This window comes from Paenibacillus harenae, from assembly GCF_030812415.1.
Classification (GTDB): Bacteria; Bacillota; Bacilli; order Paenibacillales; family Paenibacillaceae; genus Pristimantibacillus; species Pristimantibacillus harenae_A.
Genome location: NZ_JAUSST010000005.1, coordinates 43,825 through 60,669 on the forward strand (window position 1 = coordinate 43,825; position 16,845 = coordinate 60,669).

Consider the following 16,845-nt stretch of genomic DNA (forward strand, 5'->3'; position numbering starts at 1 on the left):
CGTTTTTTGTTTGACTTATTGTTAATGGACTGCTACACTAATAATGCTGTCTTTTGACTTATATCGACTGTCTGCTTATGGGCATACTAGTTGGGTATAGGCGGTAGGACGGTAATTTTCGGTGTTCATAAACGCCGGACGGGGGTATGATTATGTCTACGGTTGTTGTTGTCGGTACGCAGTGGGGAGACGAAGGAAAAGGCAAAATCACTGATTATTTGGCAGAGGGAGCCGACGTCGTCGCCCGTTACCAAGGTGGTAACAATGCCGGGCACACCATTCTCATCGATAACAAAAAATATAAGCTGACGATGATTCCGTCGGGTATATTCAATAACAATAAAATTTGCGTCATCGGGAACGGGATGGTCATTAATCCCGAAGCGCTGATCGACGAAATTAACTATATTCATGACAATGGTTTCTCGACCGAAAATCTTAAAATCAGCGATCGCGCGCATGTCATTATGCCGTATCATCTTGTATTGGACGGCCTTGAAGAGGACCGCAAGGGCGATAACAAGATCGGTACGACGCGCAAAGGCATCGGCCCTTGCTATATGGACAAAGCTGCCCGTAACGGCATTCGGATCTCCGATCTGATGGATGCGGAAGAATTCGAAACGCGCGTGCGAGCCGTTATCGTGGAAAAGAATCATCTGATCCAGCAAGTATACGGCGGAGAGCCGCTTGATGCGGACAAAATCGTCTCCGATTACCTCGGATTCGCCGAGGTGCTTCGTCCTTACGTAACGGATACGTCCGTTATCTTGAACGATGCGATCGACGGAGGAAGCAAAGTGTTGTTCGAGGGCGCGCAAGGCGTCATGCTCGATATCGACCAAGGTACGTATCCGTTCGTTACGTCTTCCAACCCTTCGGCCGGAGGCGTATGTATCGGCTCGGGCGTAGGACCTTCGAAGATTCAACAAGTGATCGGCGTTGCCAAAGCGTACACGACTCGCGTCGGCGACGGTCCGTTCCCAACGGAGCAGGATAACGAAATCGGCCAATTGATCCGCGACAAAGGCCATGAATATGGCACGGTTACGGGCCGTCCTCGCCGTGTCGGCTGGTTCGACAGCGTTGTTGTCCGCCATGCGCGTCGCGTTAGCGGCATAACGGGTCTGTCGCTCAACTCGCTCGACGTGCTGAGCGGACTTGAAACGGTGAAGATTTGTACCGCGTACAAATACCGCGGCGAATTGATCGAGCACTATCCGGCAAGCCTCAAGATGCTGTCCGAGTGCGAAGCGGTATACGAGGAATATCCAGGCTGGTCCGAGGATATCACGAACGCGAAGACGCTTGACGACTTGCCTTCGAACACGCGCAACTACTTGAACCGCGTATCCGAGCTGACGGGCATTCCGATTGCCATCTTCTCGGTAGGCAGAAATCGCGAACAAACGAACATTGTACGTCCGATCTACGAAAAATAATTGGTTTTTACGCAAATAAGAGTTGCCCGTGCATGTTAGGGCAGCTCTTTTTTTAATTCCAATTTTTGATCCTCTTTAGGAATGCCTCTCTTTATAGTTGACCATAATGGTAGATAACAGAGTGCGGGCCAGAAGGGATTGAAGAGAGATGATGAAAAAAATAGGGTGGCTGGGCAAGCTCGTCGCGGCGGGGCTGATCTTAAGCTTCCTATCGATATGGACGACCGGCTACATTGTTACGAGTTACGTAGATACGTTGCTGAAGCAATACAACCTGCCGCTTGAAGTGCCGCCAATGGCGATGTCGGGCGTATGGGGCAAGCTGTGGGGCAGCGATCCTCCGATTGCCACGGATGCGGCAGAGGGCGGGAGCGGGCAGGATAAGCCGGACACCTTGCCGGATACGACCGCGTCGAGCGGCAACGGCGAGCAGGATGAGCCGCCGGCATCGGAGGATGCTTTTGGCGAAATCGAGAATCCTCCGCTTACCGATATCGGCATCGGAGGCGGGACGGAAGCGGGCGGAACGCCATCGCAGCCGGACACGGAAAGCGGTGAAATCGACGGTACGGAGACGGCCGTGACGACCGACGATTTGACAGAAGTGAAGGAGCAAATGACAGATGCCGACAAGGATACGTTATTCGGTCTGCTCATGAGCAAAGTCCCGCAGGAATCGATGCAATTGATCTCCGGATATGTAGAAGATGGTCTAACGGAACAAGAGCTGACAAGCGTTCAACAGATTATGGCACAGCATCTCGACAAAGCGGAATACGAGCAGATGATGAATATTCTAAAAAAATATTAATCTTCTTAACAGTTTGTAAAGGTTGCCCCGTTTGTTAGGCATATGTTAAAGTAATAGGCGAGTGATCCGACAGGATAATTCGCTTTTTTTGTTTGATCAAGAAAAAAAAGTAGCTTTATCGCGAAAAGGAGACCATCATGACCGTTTTCAGGGACAAGGGTCGAATGCAGAAGGTTTGGGATAAGACGACCCAGTACTTTAGGCCTGCACGATCAGAACACTTGAATGGCAAGAAGCAGCAACAGCCCGCCAGCGTTCAGACAACTTCGCCGTTTTGGCGCAAGAAGCCGTTTGCAATCGCAGTCGGGTCGTTAGTACTCCTCACTGTAGCCGGATTTAGCGGAAGCCAATACGTGAAAGCAAACACTGTCCAATTTTACAATGTATATATGAACGGTACCGCCATTGGTACGGTAGATCAGCCTGAGGCAGTCGAACAGCTCATACAGCAGGAAACAGCGGAAATACAGAAAGCGAATCCAGACATTACGATGGTTCTGGATACCGGCACGATTACATACGCCAGTGAAAGCGCATTTAAAGCAGTCGCGGAGACCGAGGCAACGCTCAATAAGCTTGAAGGCATGTTCACAGCGCATGCAGAAGGCGTCGAAGTGAAGGTCAACGGCAAAGTAATCGGAATCGTGAAGGATCAGCAAACGGCAGACGATATTCTGCTCCGCGTGCAGAGCAAGTTCGCACCGGAACTGGCCGCATCGATCAAGAAGAAAAATGAAGTATCCGTGTTGAGCTACAATTCGGAATCGGTGCAGCAAGAGGCAGCCACTAAGACGAAGGCTCCTTCCAAGAACCCAGGCCGGGAAGTAACCGGCGTCGGATTCGTAGAGGACGTAGCGGTTGACGAAGTGGATATCGCGCCTGATGACATTATGCAGGCTGAGGATGTATACAAGCTGCTCGTGCAAGGAAGCGTGAAGCCGACCAAGTATACGGTTCAAGAAGGCGACTGCATTGGCTGTATCGCGCAGAAGTTCGATATTTCGCCGCAAGTGATTTATGAGAACAACGCATGGATCAAGGATGACAAGCTTACGATCGGCGATGTGCTTGATCTGACCGTGCTGCAGCCCGAGCTTACCGTTACAACGACGGAAAACTTGGTAGAGATCGAACAGATTGCGCCGGCAGTCGAGATCCAGAAAAACGCAAGCATGCGTGTCGGCGAATCGAAAGTCATCAAGGAAGGCGTTGCGGGCTCGAAGCGCTTGACCTATAAGATCGTGAAGCGGAACGGCTACGTCGTTAGCGAAGAGCTGCTCTCGAAGGAAGTAATCAAGGAAGCGGTAGCGTCGATCGTCATGAAGGGCACGAAGGTTGTGCTTGGCGAAGGTTCGGGCAACTTCGCAATGCCGGTTACGGGCAGCAAATTGACCAGCAAGTTCGGCCCGCGTTGGGGTCGCATGCACACAGGCGTCGACTTTACGGGCAACAAATCGATCCTTGCATCCGATGCAGGCGTTGTCGAGTTTCTTGGCAGCAAGTCGGGTACGGGCAAAACGATTATCATTAACCACAAGAACGGCTACAAGACGTTATACGGACATTTGAACTCTTACAGCGTCGAGGAAGGCGATATTGTCGAGAAGGGCCAGAAGATCGGCGTTATGGGCAACACGGGCAATTCCACAGGCGTTCATCTCCACTTCGAGATCATCAAGAACGGCACGAAGGTTAATCCGTTAGGGTACTTATAATTATTTCATATAGAGATAAAGGGGCGTTGGCTTCGCTGTTGCACACGGCGGGGTTGACGTCCTTTATTTGTGTGGCAGCAGCACTAAAACTAATTTCTATGTCTACCGTAAGCCAGCCAATGGCACATGGAACGCTGTCGCTCGTCCTTGATTCAAGATGGTAGATGTTTTCATGAATGAGGGAAGTTTCATTGTGAACTGGGAGCGGGTGTATGTTAGAATATAAGGTATTACAAGGACAAGCGACGGGCGGTGTAGCGATGCACGGTAAAATATTAGTGGTCGACGACGAACAGCCGATTGCAGATATAATCAAGTTTAATTTGGAGAAGGAAGGCCATCAGGTCATCTGCGCATTCGACGGCGGCGAAGCGGTCCGGCTGGCGTTCGAGGAGAAGCCTGACTTGATCCTGCTTGATCTGATGCTGCCGGTGAAGGATGGCATGGATGTGTGCCGCGAGGTGCGCACGAAGCTGCAGATGCCGATCATTATGCTGACGGCCAAGGATACGGAGATCGACAAAGTGCTAGGATTAGAGCTTGGCGCCGACGATTACGTAACGAAGCCGTTCAGCACCAGGGAGCTGCTTGCCCGCGTGAAAGCGCAATTGCGCCGGCACAATAAGAATGGGGCGGCAGGTTACGGCACGGGAGAAGCGGGAGCCGGGGGACAGCATGTCGATCAGAATAATGCGCCGGAACAGGAGAAGCAGGGACTTAAGCTGTTCAATCTGTTCATTGATACGGATATGTATGTCGTCTATAAGGACAATACGCCTCTGGATCTGACCCACCGCGAATATGAGCTTGTTTACTATATGGCCCGCAACAGCGGCAAGGTGATGACGAGGGAACATCTGCTGCAAGCGGTATGGGGCTTCGAATATTTCGGCGACGTTCGGACGGTCGACGTGACCATTCGTCGCCTGCGCGAGAAGATCGAGGATGATCCCAGCCGTCCGGAATATATTTTGACGCGGCGCGGACTGGGTTATGTGATGCGCAATCCGAAGTCCGGCGGATTTGGTTACGGATGAAGGGGAAATCCTTTTTTCGCACCATTCAAGTGAAGCTCGTCATCATTTATTTGCTGCTTATTCTCGTCGCGATGCAGTTGATCGGCGTTTATTTCATCAGCACGGTCAAAAACTCGCTGATCGAGAGCTTCACGAACAACTTGAAGGAGCAGGCCGACATGTTATCCAAGCTAGCCGCGCCTAGCTTGTCGCCGAAGCTGGAGGCGGATAGCGACAGCTCGGAGAATACGACCGAGACGCTTAGTCTCGTCGTGCGCAATCTTTTCAGCATTAGCGGCGCCGAGGTTCAGGTGCTGGATTCGAACGGCAAGATCGTCGCGACGTCGCAGCAGATGCATCAGTCCGATATCGGCAAGAAGAACAATGAGCTGGCCGTAAGCCGCGCCTTGCAGAACATTAGGGATAATGAAGAAGAAATCATAGATGAAGACAATATGCACAAGAAGATGATCGCACAGCCTGTCGTACTGAACGAGAGGGTTGTTGGCGCGGTCTATATTGTCGCTTCGATGAACGATCTGTATGACACGGTGAACCGGGTTAACCAGATTTTTTTCTCGGGGACGTTAATTGCTCTGGGACTTACGGGCGTACTCGGCGTTCTGCTGGCGCATACGATCACGAGTCCGATTCAAGGTCTGACCAAGCAGGCAGAGGCCGTAGCCGAAGGAAAATTCGACTTGCAGGTGCCGGTGCTTGGGGATGACGAGATCGGCAGGCTGAGCATGGCGTTCAATGATATGACGATCCGGCTCAAGGACGCTTTGTCGGTGAACGAGGAAGAGAACGAGAAGCTCGCATCGATTCTATCGAATATGAGCGACGGCGTCGTCGCTGCGGATGAGCACGGCAAAATCATCGTATGGAATCGTCGCGCGCTTGAGCTGCTTGACGTACGTTCTTGCGAGGGTTACGAGCTGTCGCAGTTGCTGGGGCTCTCCGAGCAGAAGCTGCAAGAGCTGCAGCAAGGCCGCGGGCAGACGCTATTGCTTGAGCCCGGGCTGGATGAGGAGCATGACGGCGATGCGGAAGGAGATGTGCTGCGCGTAACGTTCACGCCGATCCATCGCCGGGACAAGGGCATTACGGGCACGATTGCCGTCTTGCAGGACGTAACGGAGCAAGAGAAGCTGGAGCATTCGCGCCGCCAATTCGTCGCGAACGTCTCGCATGAGCTGCGGACGCCGTTGACGACGATCAAGAGTTACGCGGAGGCGCTTAATGACGGCGCGCTCGAGGAGCGCGAGCTGTCCGAGCGGTTCGTTGGCGTGATTAGCAACGAGACGGAGCGGATGATTCGGCTCGTCACCGATCTGCTGCATCTGTCGCGGCTTGATTCCAACCAAGCGCCGCTTAGACGGCGGCAGACGAATGTGCATGATATGCTCGATGAGGTGGCGGACCGCTTCTCGTTCCAGCTGCGGCAGAAGTCGATCAAGGCAACGGTCCGCGTGGACTCCGGCCTGCAGGATGCATGGCTGGACCGCGATCAGATCGACCAGGTGCTCGATAACTTAATATCGAATGCGATTAAGTATACGCTCGATGGGGGCAAGATCGAGCTGACGGCCAAGAAGCAGCAAAACCCGGCGACGATTGCGATCAGCGTCAAGGATACGGGCATCGGCATTCCGAAGAAGGATTTGAGCCGTATTTTTGACCGTTTCTATCGGGTGGATAAGGCTCGTTCGCGGAATATGGGCGGTACAGGTCTTGGTCTATCGATTGCCCGGGAAATCGTGAAGGCGCATGGCGGGTCGATTGCGCTTGATTCCGAGCTAAACGAAGGAACGACGGTTACGTTCACGCTTCCGCTGCTGCAGGAAGGGGGCGAGATTGCGTGATAGAGAAATTCAAAACGGGGGCGCTTATTGCGCTTGTTGCAATCAGCCTTATACAAAGCTATTTGCTTGCTTACAGCATGCCTGGCCTTAATGCGACCGTTCGCAGAGACCAAAATTATGCGAACGCCGAGCCAATGGGGCGTGAAATGAGCGTGGAGAGCGTTATCTTTCCAGAGCAGCTTATCGTTCATTTGGGCGACAACAAGCATACCGTTATTTTGCCGGGGACGCAGTTCTACGAAATGATTTTGAACCAGCGGATCAAGGGGCGGGAGTTCAAGGGTTTCCAGCGCAATCCGGCCAACATGCTCAATTGGGATGAGGTGCGGAAGAACGATATCGGCATCGAGCTGCGCTTCGATAGCGGCGTTCCTGTCGAGCTACTGCAAAAGCTGCTCAAGCTGGAGGGAGATCTGCTTTTCCTGAACGAAACGATCAATCGGATCTGGATCTTCAAGACGACGGGCACGGAAGAGGTACGCACGTTCTTCTTCAGCAATGACGGGCTAATGGTGTACGAATCGGTACGCGCAGACTTAACGGTGCGCGACGTCCAGGACTATGTGGGCTTTGGCCAATATCAGCCGACGTATACGATGACGGCCGACGGCTTGTATTATCCCGACAATCCGATCGTCGGGACGGAGATTGTGTTCCCTTACGAGACGTATTCGCCGGATCTCATGCAGCGCAACCTGTTCTTCGATCCAAGCACGACGAGAACATGGGAGGATCGCAGCGGCTCGCAGATTTATACGGACGGCAAACGCGGCTTGCAGGTTGAACAGAACGGGACTTGGATCAACTATACAGACCCTGCCGCTCCGCAAAACAACGAAAATGTGCTTAGCGACAACGTGTTCGCATCGGTAGACTTCATTAATGAGCATGGGGGTTGGGATGGCATACACCGCTTCGTCAATCCTGGTCTGGAAAGCAAAGGGAAGCTGGTGCTGTTCCAGCAATATATAGAGCATTACCCGGTCGTCGAATCAGCTCCGTTCCACTTCGGCTACATGAGATTGTCGCTCCAGCAGGGCGTCGTCACCGAATATGCGCGCTCGCTCATTACGCTCGGCGTGAAAGCCGAGAGCAGGAAGGAACGCTGGCTGCCGGGCGGCGAGCCGCTTCGCAAGAAGCTGCAGTCGTTAAAGCGCCGCAGCGAGGTCATCGCGCTGTTCCCAGCTCTGCAGGCGCTGCCGAGCGAAGAGAAGAAGATGCGCTTCACGCCGGTATGGGCGGTGCGGCTGCAGGATGGCACGGAGCAAGTGCTGGAGGACGCTTACCCTCACGGGTATGAGCCGCCGCAGCAGGAAGAGCCGGTGAACGAAGGCAACGCGGCTAATCGCGGCAATGCCGGTCTTGGCGGCAGTACGGGGGAAGACGCCGGCGGCAGTCAGACCGGTTCGCTAAACTCGGTTAGTCAGGCAGGGCTGACAACGAATACAGCGTCTGCAGGCGTCGAGCCGTCGCCCCTATCCGGCGATGGCATCGATCAGTTGCTGGCGGGATTGAAAAATTAGCGATAACGCGAAGCGGTTTGGGAGGCGATGGCGAGTGGATTGGGGTAGAGCGAAGAGCGTGCTTATTTTCTCGTTCCTGTTGCTTAATCTATTGCTTGGGTATCAGCTGTGGCTCGATATTCGGGAGCAGAGGAACGTGAACGTGAATTCCGCGGAGCTGCCGCAGGACAAAGTGCTGCTCATGCAGCAGAAGGGCATATCGCTGAGAGACAATCTGCATCTGCCGCTGGAAACCCCGGAGCTTCGCGACATTACGTATTTGCTGCATTCGGACAGCAGGAAAAACGCAGAGCCGATTATGCTGGAGACGCCAGTCGACAGCCGTATTATTTTCACGCAATCGGAACTGGTGAAGACGCTCGGGAACATCATTCCCGAGCTCAATCAATACGTCTACGACTCGCTCGTCAGCGATGCCGGCGTGTCCGTCTTCCATCGCATGACGGAGGGGCGGCCGATGTTCGATGTGAAGCTGGAGCTGCACCATAGCTTTCAGAAAATAACGGGTTACCAACAGGATCGGATCGAAATTCTAAGCACGGGCGAGGCGAAGCAGGTGCTGCCTGCAGCCAAGGTCATTACCAGCCTAATCGAAACCTACTTGCCGAACGGCTCGGTCATCACCGATATTCAGCTTGGCTATCACGGTCAAATCTTCGACTCCGAGAGACAGGTATCGACGCCATCGTGGCGGGTCATGCTGGAGGACGGTCAAATCTACTACGTTCATGCAATCAGCGGGGAAGTAGCGACGGACGAAGAGCAGGTGGAAACGGCTGGACTCAGGTAGGCTATTGGTAGTGGATACGACGGGGAAACCAGACAATTAGCGGGAGAAATCTCTGTTAATTTTTAGTATATTGCAAAAGTAGACAGGATATTGGTTGAATAGAGAGAATGATAGATTGAGTACGCATGGGCAGAAGGGATAGGACGGGGCGTTATGGGATTACGATTCACGGTATTGGCAAGCGGATCTACGGGGAACGCAACAATCGTGCAGGGCAGCGAGAAGACGGTGCTCGTCGACGCGGGTCTTAGCATGAAGAAGCTGGAGGAGGTCATGCGGGAGCAAGGAATAGCCGGCCATCATCTGGACGCGCTGTTCGTTACGCATGAGCATTCCGACCATATAAAAGGATTAGGCGCTTTCGCACGCAAATACGAGCTTCCGATCTATGCGAACGAAGCAACCTGGGGCGCGCTTGAGCGTCATGTAGGCAACATCGCACCGGAGAAGCGCGTCTATATAGAGACGGGAGAGACGGTTGATTTTGGCCCGATGAAGGTACAGTCTTATCCGATCTCGCATGATGCGGCCGAGCCGGTCGGCTATACGTTCGAAGAGCATGGCGAGAAGCTGAGTCTCGCCACGGACCTTGGTTATATGAGCGAGAAGGTGAAGCGCCATATCATCGACTCCGACGTGCTGGTGCTCGAATCGAACCACGACACGGAAATGCTGCGCATGGGTCGTTATCCTTGGAATATTAAGCGCCGCATCCTTAGCGATATCGGACATTTATCGAACGTAGCCGCAGGCGAGGCGCTTTGCGAGCTGATGACGGATCGAACGAAACGCGTCTATTTGGCTCATCTCAGCCTTGACCATAATGTGATGGACTTAGCGAAGCTGACGGTGAATACAATATTGGAGGATCACGGAATATTTTATAAGAAAGAAGAGCATCCGCTGCGCGAGACGCATCACGACAGACCTACGCCATGGGATGAAGTGAGGCGGAAATAAGCGATTCCATCTGGGCATCAAGCTCTTCTTGCTTGGCGCTTAGCTCTTCTCTTGTCAGGAGGCCCTTCTCTATGAACAGCTCTAGCATAGCGCTTAGGGCGAGGACGGTACGGTAATGATCATCCTTCAGATCCGCGAGTTTGGCGACGAGCTGAACTTGCTCCCAGGAAGCGGGGGATTTGGATTTCATAACGGCTTCTCTCCTTCATTCATATCGTTTCGATCATGCACGGCGCGGGTATTAAAAGTCATATAGCAAAAAAGGTAGAAATGAATGGTACATTTTTGTGAATCTATTATTATTTTAGTCAATTCTTCCGAAAACATTCCTAGATTGAAAAAATAGTCTTGATGTCGGTAGACATTGAGAGGGAGCGATAGCGATGGGCTTATTCGACGACGATTTCTACTCGACAAAGGTTTCTCGGCGCGCGCGTGCAAGCAAGCAAGAGGACTTTGCGTTTCCTTATAAAAGCGGTGGCCGAAAATGGTCGAATGTGAGGGTTGCCTTCGTATCCTCCTTCACCAGCGCCATTGCCGCGACGCTCCTGTTCGGAGCTTTCTTCGGCGGCGGCGCGGATAGCGGCGGCGGCCGCACCGCTACGGCAACGGCAGGCGTCGTCCAGACGATGGACGCGTCCGAACGCGCGATTCAAGCTTCGGCTAAAGTAAGGCCGGCCGTGGTCAGTATCGTTAACGAACAAATGTATTCGCTCGGCGGCGAGGCATTGGAGGAAGGCAGCGAAGGCAAAGGTACGCTGCGCGAAGCCGGTGTCGGTTCGGGCGTTATTATATCGAAGAACGACGGCAAGGCGATTATTGTGACGAATCATCACGTGATCGAGAATGCGGTATCCGTGAAGGTTATTCTAATGAACGGCGAGAAGCGCGAGGCTCGCGTCATAGGCAAAGATCAGATTACCGATCTGGCGGTGCTGGAGATTGATGAGAAGGGTATCGATGTCGTTGCGGAGATTGGCGATTCATCGGCGCTTCGCGCGGCCGAATTCGTCATTGCGATCGGCAATCCGCTCGGGCTGGGCGAATCGTTGTCGCAAGGCATCGTCAGCCGGACGCATCAGATCATACCGGTGTCGCTGAACCAGGATGGCGTGTACGACTGGGAGCAAGAGGTCATTCAGATCGATGCATCCATTAACCAAGGCAATAGCGGCGGTCCGTTGATCGATATGAACGGCCGTGTCGTAGGCATCAACAGCATGAAGATTGCCGACCTTGGCGTTGAAGGCATCGGCTTCGCTATTCCGATCAACAACGCAATGCCGGTTATAGAAAGCTTGTTGAAGGATGGCTTCGTGCCGCGTCCATATCTCGGCGTGTATACGATAGACTTGGAGCAGTATTGGGAGCAGCAAAATATGGCCGAGGCGTTCGAGGGCGAAATGTCCGAGGACGAGGATGGCGGCGATGAGCCGAAGGCGGACGCGAAGGATGAGGCTTCCGCCGAAGATGGCGGTAAGGAGCTAGGACTGCCTGACGAGGTGTATGACGGCGTCATCGTGCTCGAGGCGGTAGGCCCGGCCATGGATGCCGGCCTTGCGTTCAACGATGTCATCGTGAAGCTGGATCGCCAGTCGATCGGCAGCACGATGGAGCTCCGCAAATACTTGTACGGCCAGAAAAAAATCGGCGACGAGATCGAGGTTACGTTCTACCGCGAAGGCGAGCTGAAGACGACGAAGTTTACGCTGGGCGTAAAGGATGAAGAGGAATAAGCGTAGCGGCAGGGCATGCTAAGCTTGCTTCGGCAACTGTAGGGATAAATGAGAGTGCAGGATGCGAACGGGAAGCCGTTTGTATCCTGTTTTTTTGTAAATGGAATGTTCTAATGCAATCGTAAACTTCACAGCATACGACATTTTCTGCTATGCTGGAGATAACGAAGAAAACAAAATTATCAACTAGGGATAGGAAGCGAGCAGATTATGTATTGTGTATGCAAGGCACATATCGAGAACGCGTTGGATAGATTCGTGGATGAGTATGAGGATGCGCCGGACGTGGTGGATTTGAAGGAGACGCAGTTCGCGGACTGGGATCCGCCGCGCAAGTGCGATCTGTGCGAAGAAGCAGCCACCTTCCTGGTGGTGTAGCGGGTACATATCCAGGCTGTCGGCAAGGGAAAGGGAACACTGTATCTAATCCTCAATCCTTTTCGAGCAGCTTTTGTATGATTTGACGTTGGTAATCGGCGAACGCTTCGGACGAGTTCCATCCGCGTTCGGACATTAGGGTTTGATAGCGAAGCTTCTTGGCGGACAACTGGCCTTGAAGCTTTTTGCGTTCGGTATCGTTCTGGCAGGCGGAGATGAGATCGCCCAGCGTGATCATTTCTTTGCGCAGCTGCATTTCCTCGGGAAGCATTCCCGCATTCTTCAGCAGCTTGTAGCCGACCCGAAGCTCCTCGGGTACGCTGTCCATGTCGTCCAGGGGAAGCGGCTTTCCGGCGCCCGGCAGATTGTCGAATTCTCCTTTGCGAATGGCCTCGCGTATTTTCTCCTCAGCTAGCATGCGTAGAAAATCCATCTCATATCAACTCCTTGCTCATTAGTTTATCACAAAGCGGAGCTAACTAAAGATGGGCACTTAGGGAAATTAGCAGGACGTTGTTTGGTCCGGGGCTTGCTTCACATACCGGGTTATTTTCTGCTATGCTGGGAGCAACTAGGAAAAGGATGTGTAGCACAACTTATGCATATACAGATAGCGGCCGTTGGCAAGCTGAAAGAGAAATATTTGGTGCTCGGCATAGCGGAATATGCCAAGCGGCTCGGGCCTTACGTGAAGCTTACGCTCACGGAAGTGCCCGACGAGAAGGCGCCGGAGACGATGAGTCCGGCGGAGGAAGCGATTGTGCGCGACCGCGAGGGCGAGCGGCTTCTGGCGCAGCTGAAGCCGGATGCGCATGTCGTCGCGCTTGCCCTTGATGGCGAGCTGTGGTCGAGCGAGGATCTCGCGGCGCAGCTCGATAAGTTAGCCACATATGGGCGCAGCCACGTGGCTTTTGTCATTGGCGGGAGCAACGGTCTGGCTCCCGTCGTGCTTCAGCGCGCCCAGCAGAAGCTCAGCTTCGGGCGCATGACGCTGCCGCACCAGCTGATGCGGCTGGTGCTGGTCGAGCAGATTTATCGGGCGGTGAAGATCAATCGGGGGGAACCGTATCACAAGTAGGGCGAAATGCTGTAACAAGAGAACTTCCTCGAAGAAGTCAATCGAGGAGGTTTATGCAAGCAAACTTTGCGTCTCTTTGATAAAGGCAGCTATAGCAGGAGAGATTGTTTCCTGTGAACGTACTGCCAATCCTATGTTACGGGTAATAGGAGGTTTTAACGGTTTCACCACAATATTTGCTGGCATAACCGGCAGTATCATTGAAGGTACGATGGACACTCCAATGCCTGCCTCAACCATGGAGATAATGGTTGAATTCTCTGCAACCTCAAACTGCTTATTTAGGCTAAGCTCATTCTCTTGAAACGCCCTCATCACAAGTCGTTCACATCCAGATTTAAGCGAAAGAAACGGTTCGTGCACAAGCTGCTCGATAGAGATCACGTCATGCTTCCTGAGTGGATGAGTCGCTGGCAAGACTGCAACATAGGGATCGCTAACAAGCTGGATGATATCCAGTCCGTCACATGGATTGGCCAGAAACCCAAGGTCAACGGTCCCAGCTTTGATCCAAGCTTCAACCTCCGCATAGCTTCCTTCAAAAAGTAGTAGTTCTACACCAGGATAGCGGCTGCGAAACGCTTGAAAAATACTTGGAATTACGTTAGCCGAAAAGCTGGGGAAGGCGCCGATCCGTAGGGTCCCATTCTTAACACCCTGTGCCTCTGATACAACTTGATTAATCTTGTCTTTCTGGCTCACGATCTCACGAGCATGCGGCAAGATTTGTTCACCTGCATCCGTCAGCTTTATGTGGTTGCGATTGCGTGTAAAAAGAACAATGCCTAATTCTTTTTCCAAATCAGCAATACTGTGGCTAACGCCCGATTGGCTTGTAAGCAAAAGCTCTCCTGCTCTGGTGAAGCTGCCCGTTTGAACGACAGCCAGGAATACTTCTAATTGATAAAGAGTCATTTTCGCGCCTCACTTCCATGAACTACTCTTCATGCATGGTATGGTAAATTTTCATTTTACGATCGATTGGAACTTCATTATGATGTATCCAATAGATAAAAGGGAGTGAGCATTGCGATGAACCATATACGAGTATACCATGTTGATGCTTTTACCCAAATTCCGTTCGAAGGTAACCCCGCTGGAGTTGTACCTGATGCTAGTAGATTAACATTAACGCAAATGCAAAAAATCGCCAACCAGCTAAACCTGCCAGAGACAGCATTTTTGCTGCCCGCTATTGACCCGAATGCAGACTATCGAGTCCGCTATTTCACGCCACAAGAAGAAATCGATTTCTGCGGTCATGCTACGGTCGCATCCGTCTGGTTGCTTGCAAATGAGTACGGATGGGCCAAACGAGCAGATCAGATCACCTTGGAAACCAATATAGGTTTGATTCCAGTACATTGGGATAAATACGAAAATCAGATTGGCAAGGTGACTATGACACAGATTTCCCCAGAAGTAAGAGATGCTCCTTATGATAAATCAGAAATTGCCGACTTGCTAGGATTTGATATCGATCAATTGGATGATCGTTTTCCAATTAAACTTGCTTATACAGGTAACTGGACGCTGATTGTTCCGATTAAGACACATCAAGCAATCGACGCGGCCAAACCGAAAATGGATCAATTGGCGTTGTTTAATAAAAAATATTCCATCAGCAACACGCATCTATTTACGTTCGACGCAAAGCAAGGGTTTGACCTCTATACACGAGATTTTGCACCCTCTATTGGCATACCCGAAGATCCCGTGACGGGGGCGGCAAATGGCGCTTTGACCGGATATCTTGTTTTGGAAAACATCATAAGCAAAGAAAAGAGTCACCTAATTATAGGACAAGGTGATGCAGTTGGTCGTCCAGGCACGCTCTATGTAACCATCATACCGACGGAGACGGATATCGCCATCCAAGTTGGAGGATTCGCGCATGTAACAATTGCAGGTAATCTGCGATTACCTGAAAGTTGGAGGGATTCTCTTGATTGAACTGATCAAGCACGTCATGGAAGATATGAACAAACAGCTTGACCGAATTGAGAAGAGCTTGTATCAGCTAAACGATGAACTAATTTGGAAAAGAATGAAGGACTCCTTGAACAGCATCGGTAATCTCTGCTTGCATTTGACAGGTAACGAATATCAGAACTTTGTGAGCGCTATCGGAAACAGGCCGTTCATTCGAGAGCGTACTCGCGAATTTACGACGGACGGGGGAATATCAAAAGAAGAGCTGATAATCCTTCTTCGGAAAACCCGATCCGAATCGGAAGATGTTTTATCTGAATTATCGAACGATGATTTGTCCCGAGAGGTCATCATTCGCTATGGCCGTGAGGATTGGAACCGAATGCACCGATGTGATGCCCATGCCGACGAAACCTATGATACAAGATTAATTGGCCGTCTGCTTATACAGGTGTCAGCACACTACGGCTATCATGCGGGACAGATTGTGGTGCTTGCGAAGATGCTGCAAGATACGAATGAACATGTCACGGGTCAATACCATTGAGGAAGGTAAGATTATTGTGACTAGAAATGGATTAATATGCGATCTCCGAGAGGATGCCCGTATGAGTCGTTGATTTTCTTAAAATAGTCGATATCGATGGCCAGAACGCCGAGCGTCTCATTTTTCCCGTTCGTTAGTCCGATTCTTTCGGTGTAGTCTTGAAGATAAGCGCGGTTATAGGCAGTCGTTAACGGGTCAATCATTAAAGCGGATTTTGCGTTTTTATAGCGTTCAACCAACTCCAGCGTCTTGCGCAGGAAAAGAAAGCAAATTCGTAGTCCTTGTGCTCCAAGATATGACAGTGCCAAGTGAATTTGCCCGTAAAGGGAACGAATTTATCGATTATTCGTGTCACTTGACCTAAGCTCACACGGCAATGTCCTTCCATCCGCGTTCGCCAGGTTCTGGGGGAAGGGCTAGGCCTGTGTAGCGTATTTTCTTGGTTTTGTTATAGTAGTTCACATCGAAATTTCTACGTTCGTTGGGACCAGCTCCCGCAATCGTCTTGTACCTTGACCTGTAACTTAGACCGTTGATATAGTCTAATGCCATAAAGGAGGAAAGCGGAACGTACAAAAGCCCATCTTTCAACGGTAGATGCCTGCCATTATACTTTTTGCACCGGGGAGTATTACGACGCAGATTGGATCACATGCGGTTATGAGTGGCTGACGAGCAAAAAAGTTATTTCGCCTTAGCGATGGTACGGTGAGCTTCATCCTTAGGGGTGATCGTTATGAAAATCGATATTACGATTAGAGAATTAGCAAAGCTGCATTCGATGTTGAGCAAGAAGATAGCTGATTCCGATCTTCGGGCATTATTGATTAGTCTCTTCATGCCTAGGCAAATCACGGTTCCAGGTTACATGGATCAAATAGAACAATTTCTCGCAAGCAATGATAATGAATAGCTTAGAGTTACACGTTAAAATAGAACCATTGATAAAAACAAAGTTTCCAGAACGATTTATAAATAGAGCATTTGAAATATTGTTGCGCAATTTCCTGATTTCAAATTTTAGAGAATTTTTCGAATTGCTTTCGAGGCAG

The 16,845-nt window shown here is 51.4% G+C and carries 18 protein-coding genes; 14 read left to right on the forward strand and 4 right to left on the reverse strand.

Going from position 1 to position 16,845, the window contains the following annotated elements:
* The first annotated feature begins 152 nt into the window (after positions 1-152).
* From J2T14_RS18315 to J2T14_RS18350, 8 genes are all read left to right on the forward strand, one after another.
* Complete coding sequence (locus J2T14_RS18315) at positions 153-1,442, forward strand: adenylosuccinate synthase (protein ID WP_307204261.1); 1,290 nt, start codon at positions 153-155, stop codon at positions 1,440-1,442.
* Between the two features lie 148 nt (positions 1,443-1,590).
* Positions 1,591-2,253: a hypothetical protein gene (locus tag J2T14_RS18320; protein WP_307473016.1), complete on the forward strand. Its 663-nt coding sequence runs from the start codon at positions 1,591-1,593 to the stop codon at positions 2,251-2,253.
* Between the two features lie 137 nt (positions 2,254-2,390).
* The gene (locus tag J2T14_RS18325; RefSeq protein ID WP_307473018.1) at positions 2,391-3,968 is read left to right on the forward strand and encodes a M23 family metallopeptidase; all 1,578 of its coding nucleotides are present in this window, start codon (positions 2,391-2,393) and stop codon (positions 3,966-3,968) included.
* 260 nt (positions 3,969-4,228) lie between these two features.
* A complete protein-coding gene (gene yycF / locus J2T14_RS18330; RefSeq protein ID WP_307204864.1) occupies positions 4,229-5,005 on the forward strand; it encodes a response regulator YycF in 777 nt (258 codons plus the stop codon).
* Positions 5,002-6,849, forward strand: coding sequence for a cell wall metabolism sensor histidine kinase WalK (walK, locus tag J2T14_RS18335; RefSeq protein ID WP_307473020.1), 1,848 nt, complete (start codon positions 5,002-5,004; stop codon positions 6,847-6,849). The genes yycF and walK overlap by 4 nt, the downstream gene beginning before the upstream one ends.
* A complete protein-coding gene (locus J2T14_RS18340; protein ID WP_307473022.1) occupies positions 6,846-8,372 on the forward strand; it encodes a YycH family regulatory protein in 1,527 nt (508 codons plus the stop codon). Before walK ends, J2T14_RS18340 begins: the two co-directional genes overlap by 4 nt.
* Before the next feature lie 34 nt (positions 8,373-8,406).
* Positions 8,407-9,162 carry a two-component system regulatory protein YycI gene (yycI, locus tag J2T14_RS18345; RefSeq protein ID WP_307204271.1) on the forward strand — a complete coding sequence of 252 codons (756 nt, stop codon included), beginning with the start codon at positions 8,407-8,409 and terminating at the stop codon, positions 9,160-9,162.
* 153 nt (positions 9,163-9,315) lie between these two features.
* A complete protein-coding gene (locus tag J2T14_RS18350; RefSeq protein ID WP_307204273.1) occupies positions 9,316-10,122 on the forward strand; it encodes an MBL fold metallo-hydrolase in 807 nt (268 codons plus the stop codon).
* Here the strand turns inward: J2T14_RS18350 and J2T14_RS18355 are convergent.
* A complete protein-coding gene (locus J2T14_RS18355) occupies positions 10,091-10,312 on the reverse strand; it encodes a hypothetical protein (RefSeq protein WP_307204275.1) in 222 nt (73 codons plus the stop codon). The two genes, J2T14_RS18350 and J2T14_RS18355, sit on opposite strands and share 32 nt — an antisense overlap.
* A 193-nt stretch (positions 10,313-10,505) precedes the next feature.
* On the opposite strand from J2T14_RS18355, the gene J2T14_RS18360 reads away from it, so the two are divergent.
* A complete protein-coding gene (locus tag J2T14_RS18360; RefSeq protein ID WP_307473024.1) occupies positions 10,506-11,858 on the forward strand; it encodes a S1C family serine protease in 1,353 nt (450 codons plus the stop codon).
* Between the two features lie 210 nt (positions 11,859-12,068).
* Entirely contained in the window at positions 12,069-12,236 is a 168-nt protein-coding gene (locus tag J2T14_RS18365; RefSeq protein ID WP_307204279.1) for a CxxH/CxxC protein, read from the forward strand.
* Between the two features lie 52 nt (positions 12,237-12,288).
* Here J2T14_RS18365 and J2T14_RS18370 read toward each other — a convergent pair whose 3' ends face one another.
* Entirely contained in the window at positions 12,289-12,669 is a 381-nt protein-coding gene (locus tag J2T14_RS18370; RefSeq protein ID WP_307473026.1) for a DnaJ family domain-containing protein, read from the reverse strand.
* 165 nt (positions 12,670-12,834) lie between these two features.
* Between J2T14_RS18370 and rlmH the strand changes: the two genes are divergently transcribed.
* On the forward strand, positions 12,835-13,314 hold the full coding sequence (gene rlmH / locus J2T14_RS18375; protein ID WP_307473028.1) for a 23S rRNA (pseudouridine(1915)-N(3))-methyltransferase RlmH: 480 nt from the start codon (positions 12,835-12,837) through the stop codon (positions 13,312-13,314).
* 51 nt (positions 13,315-13,365) lie between these two features.
* Here the strand turns inward: rlmH and J2T14_RS18380 are convergent, their stop codons facing one another.
* Positions 13,366-14,229 (reverse strand): LysR family transcriptional regulator, encoded by an 864-nt coding sequence (locus J2T14_RS18380; RefSeq protein WP_307473030.1) that lies wholly within the window; start codon positions 14,227-14,229, stop codon positions 13,366-13,368.
* A gap of 117 nt (positions 14,230-14,346) precedes the next feature.
* Here J2T14_RS18380 and J2T14_RS18385 point away from each other — a divergent pair, with 117 nt between their 5' ends.
* Together J2T14_RS18385 and J2T14_RS18390 are read left to right on the forward strand one after the other, a co-directional pair.
* The gene (locus tag J2T14_RS18385) at positions 14,347-15,267 is read left to right on the forward strand and encodes a PhzF family phenazine biosynthesis protein (RefSeq protein WP_307473032.1); all 921 of its coding nucleotides are present in this window, start codon (positions 14,347-14,349) and stop codon (positions 15,265-15,267) included.
* Positions 15,260-15,793, forward strand: coding sequence for a DUF1572 family protein (locus J2T14_RS18390; protein WP_307473034.1), 534 nt, complete (start codon positions 15,260-15,262; stop codon positions 15,791-15,793). The genes J2T14_RS18385 and J2T14_RS18390 overlap by 8 nt, the downstream gene beginning before the upstream one ends.
* A gap of 20 nt (positions 15,794-15,813) precedes the next feature.
* Here the strand turns inward: J2T14_RS18390 and J2T14_RS18395 are convergent, their stop codons facing one another.
* The gene (locus J2T14_RS18395) at positions 15,814-16,101 is read right to left on the reverse strand and encodes a diguanylate cyclase (protein WP_307473036.1); all 288 of its coding nucleotides are present in this window, start codon (positions 16,099-16,101) and stop codon (positions 15,814-15,816) included.
* 428 nt (positions 16,102-16,529) lie between these two features.
* On the opposite strand from J2T14_RS18395, the gene J2T14_RS18405 reads away from it, so the two are divergent.
* Positions 16,530-16,706, forward strand: a complete 177-nt coding sequence (locus J2T14_RS18405; RefSeq protein WP_307473038.1) for a hypothetical protein — start codon at positions 16,530-16,532, stop codon at positions 16,704-16,706.
* Positions 16,707-16,845 lie beyond the last annotated feature (139 nt).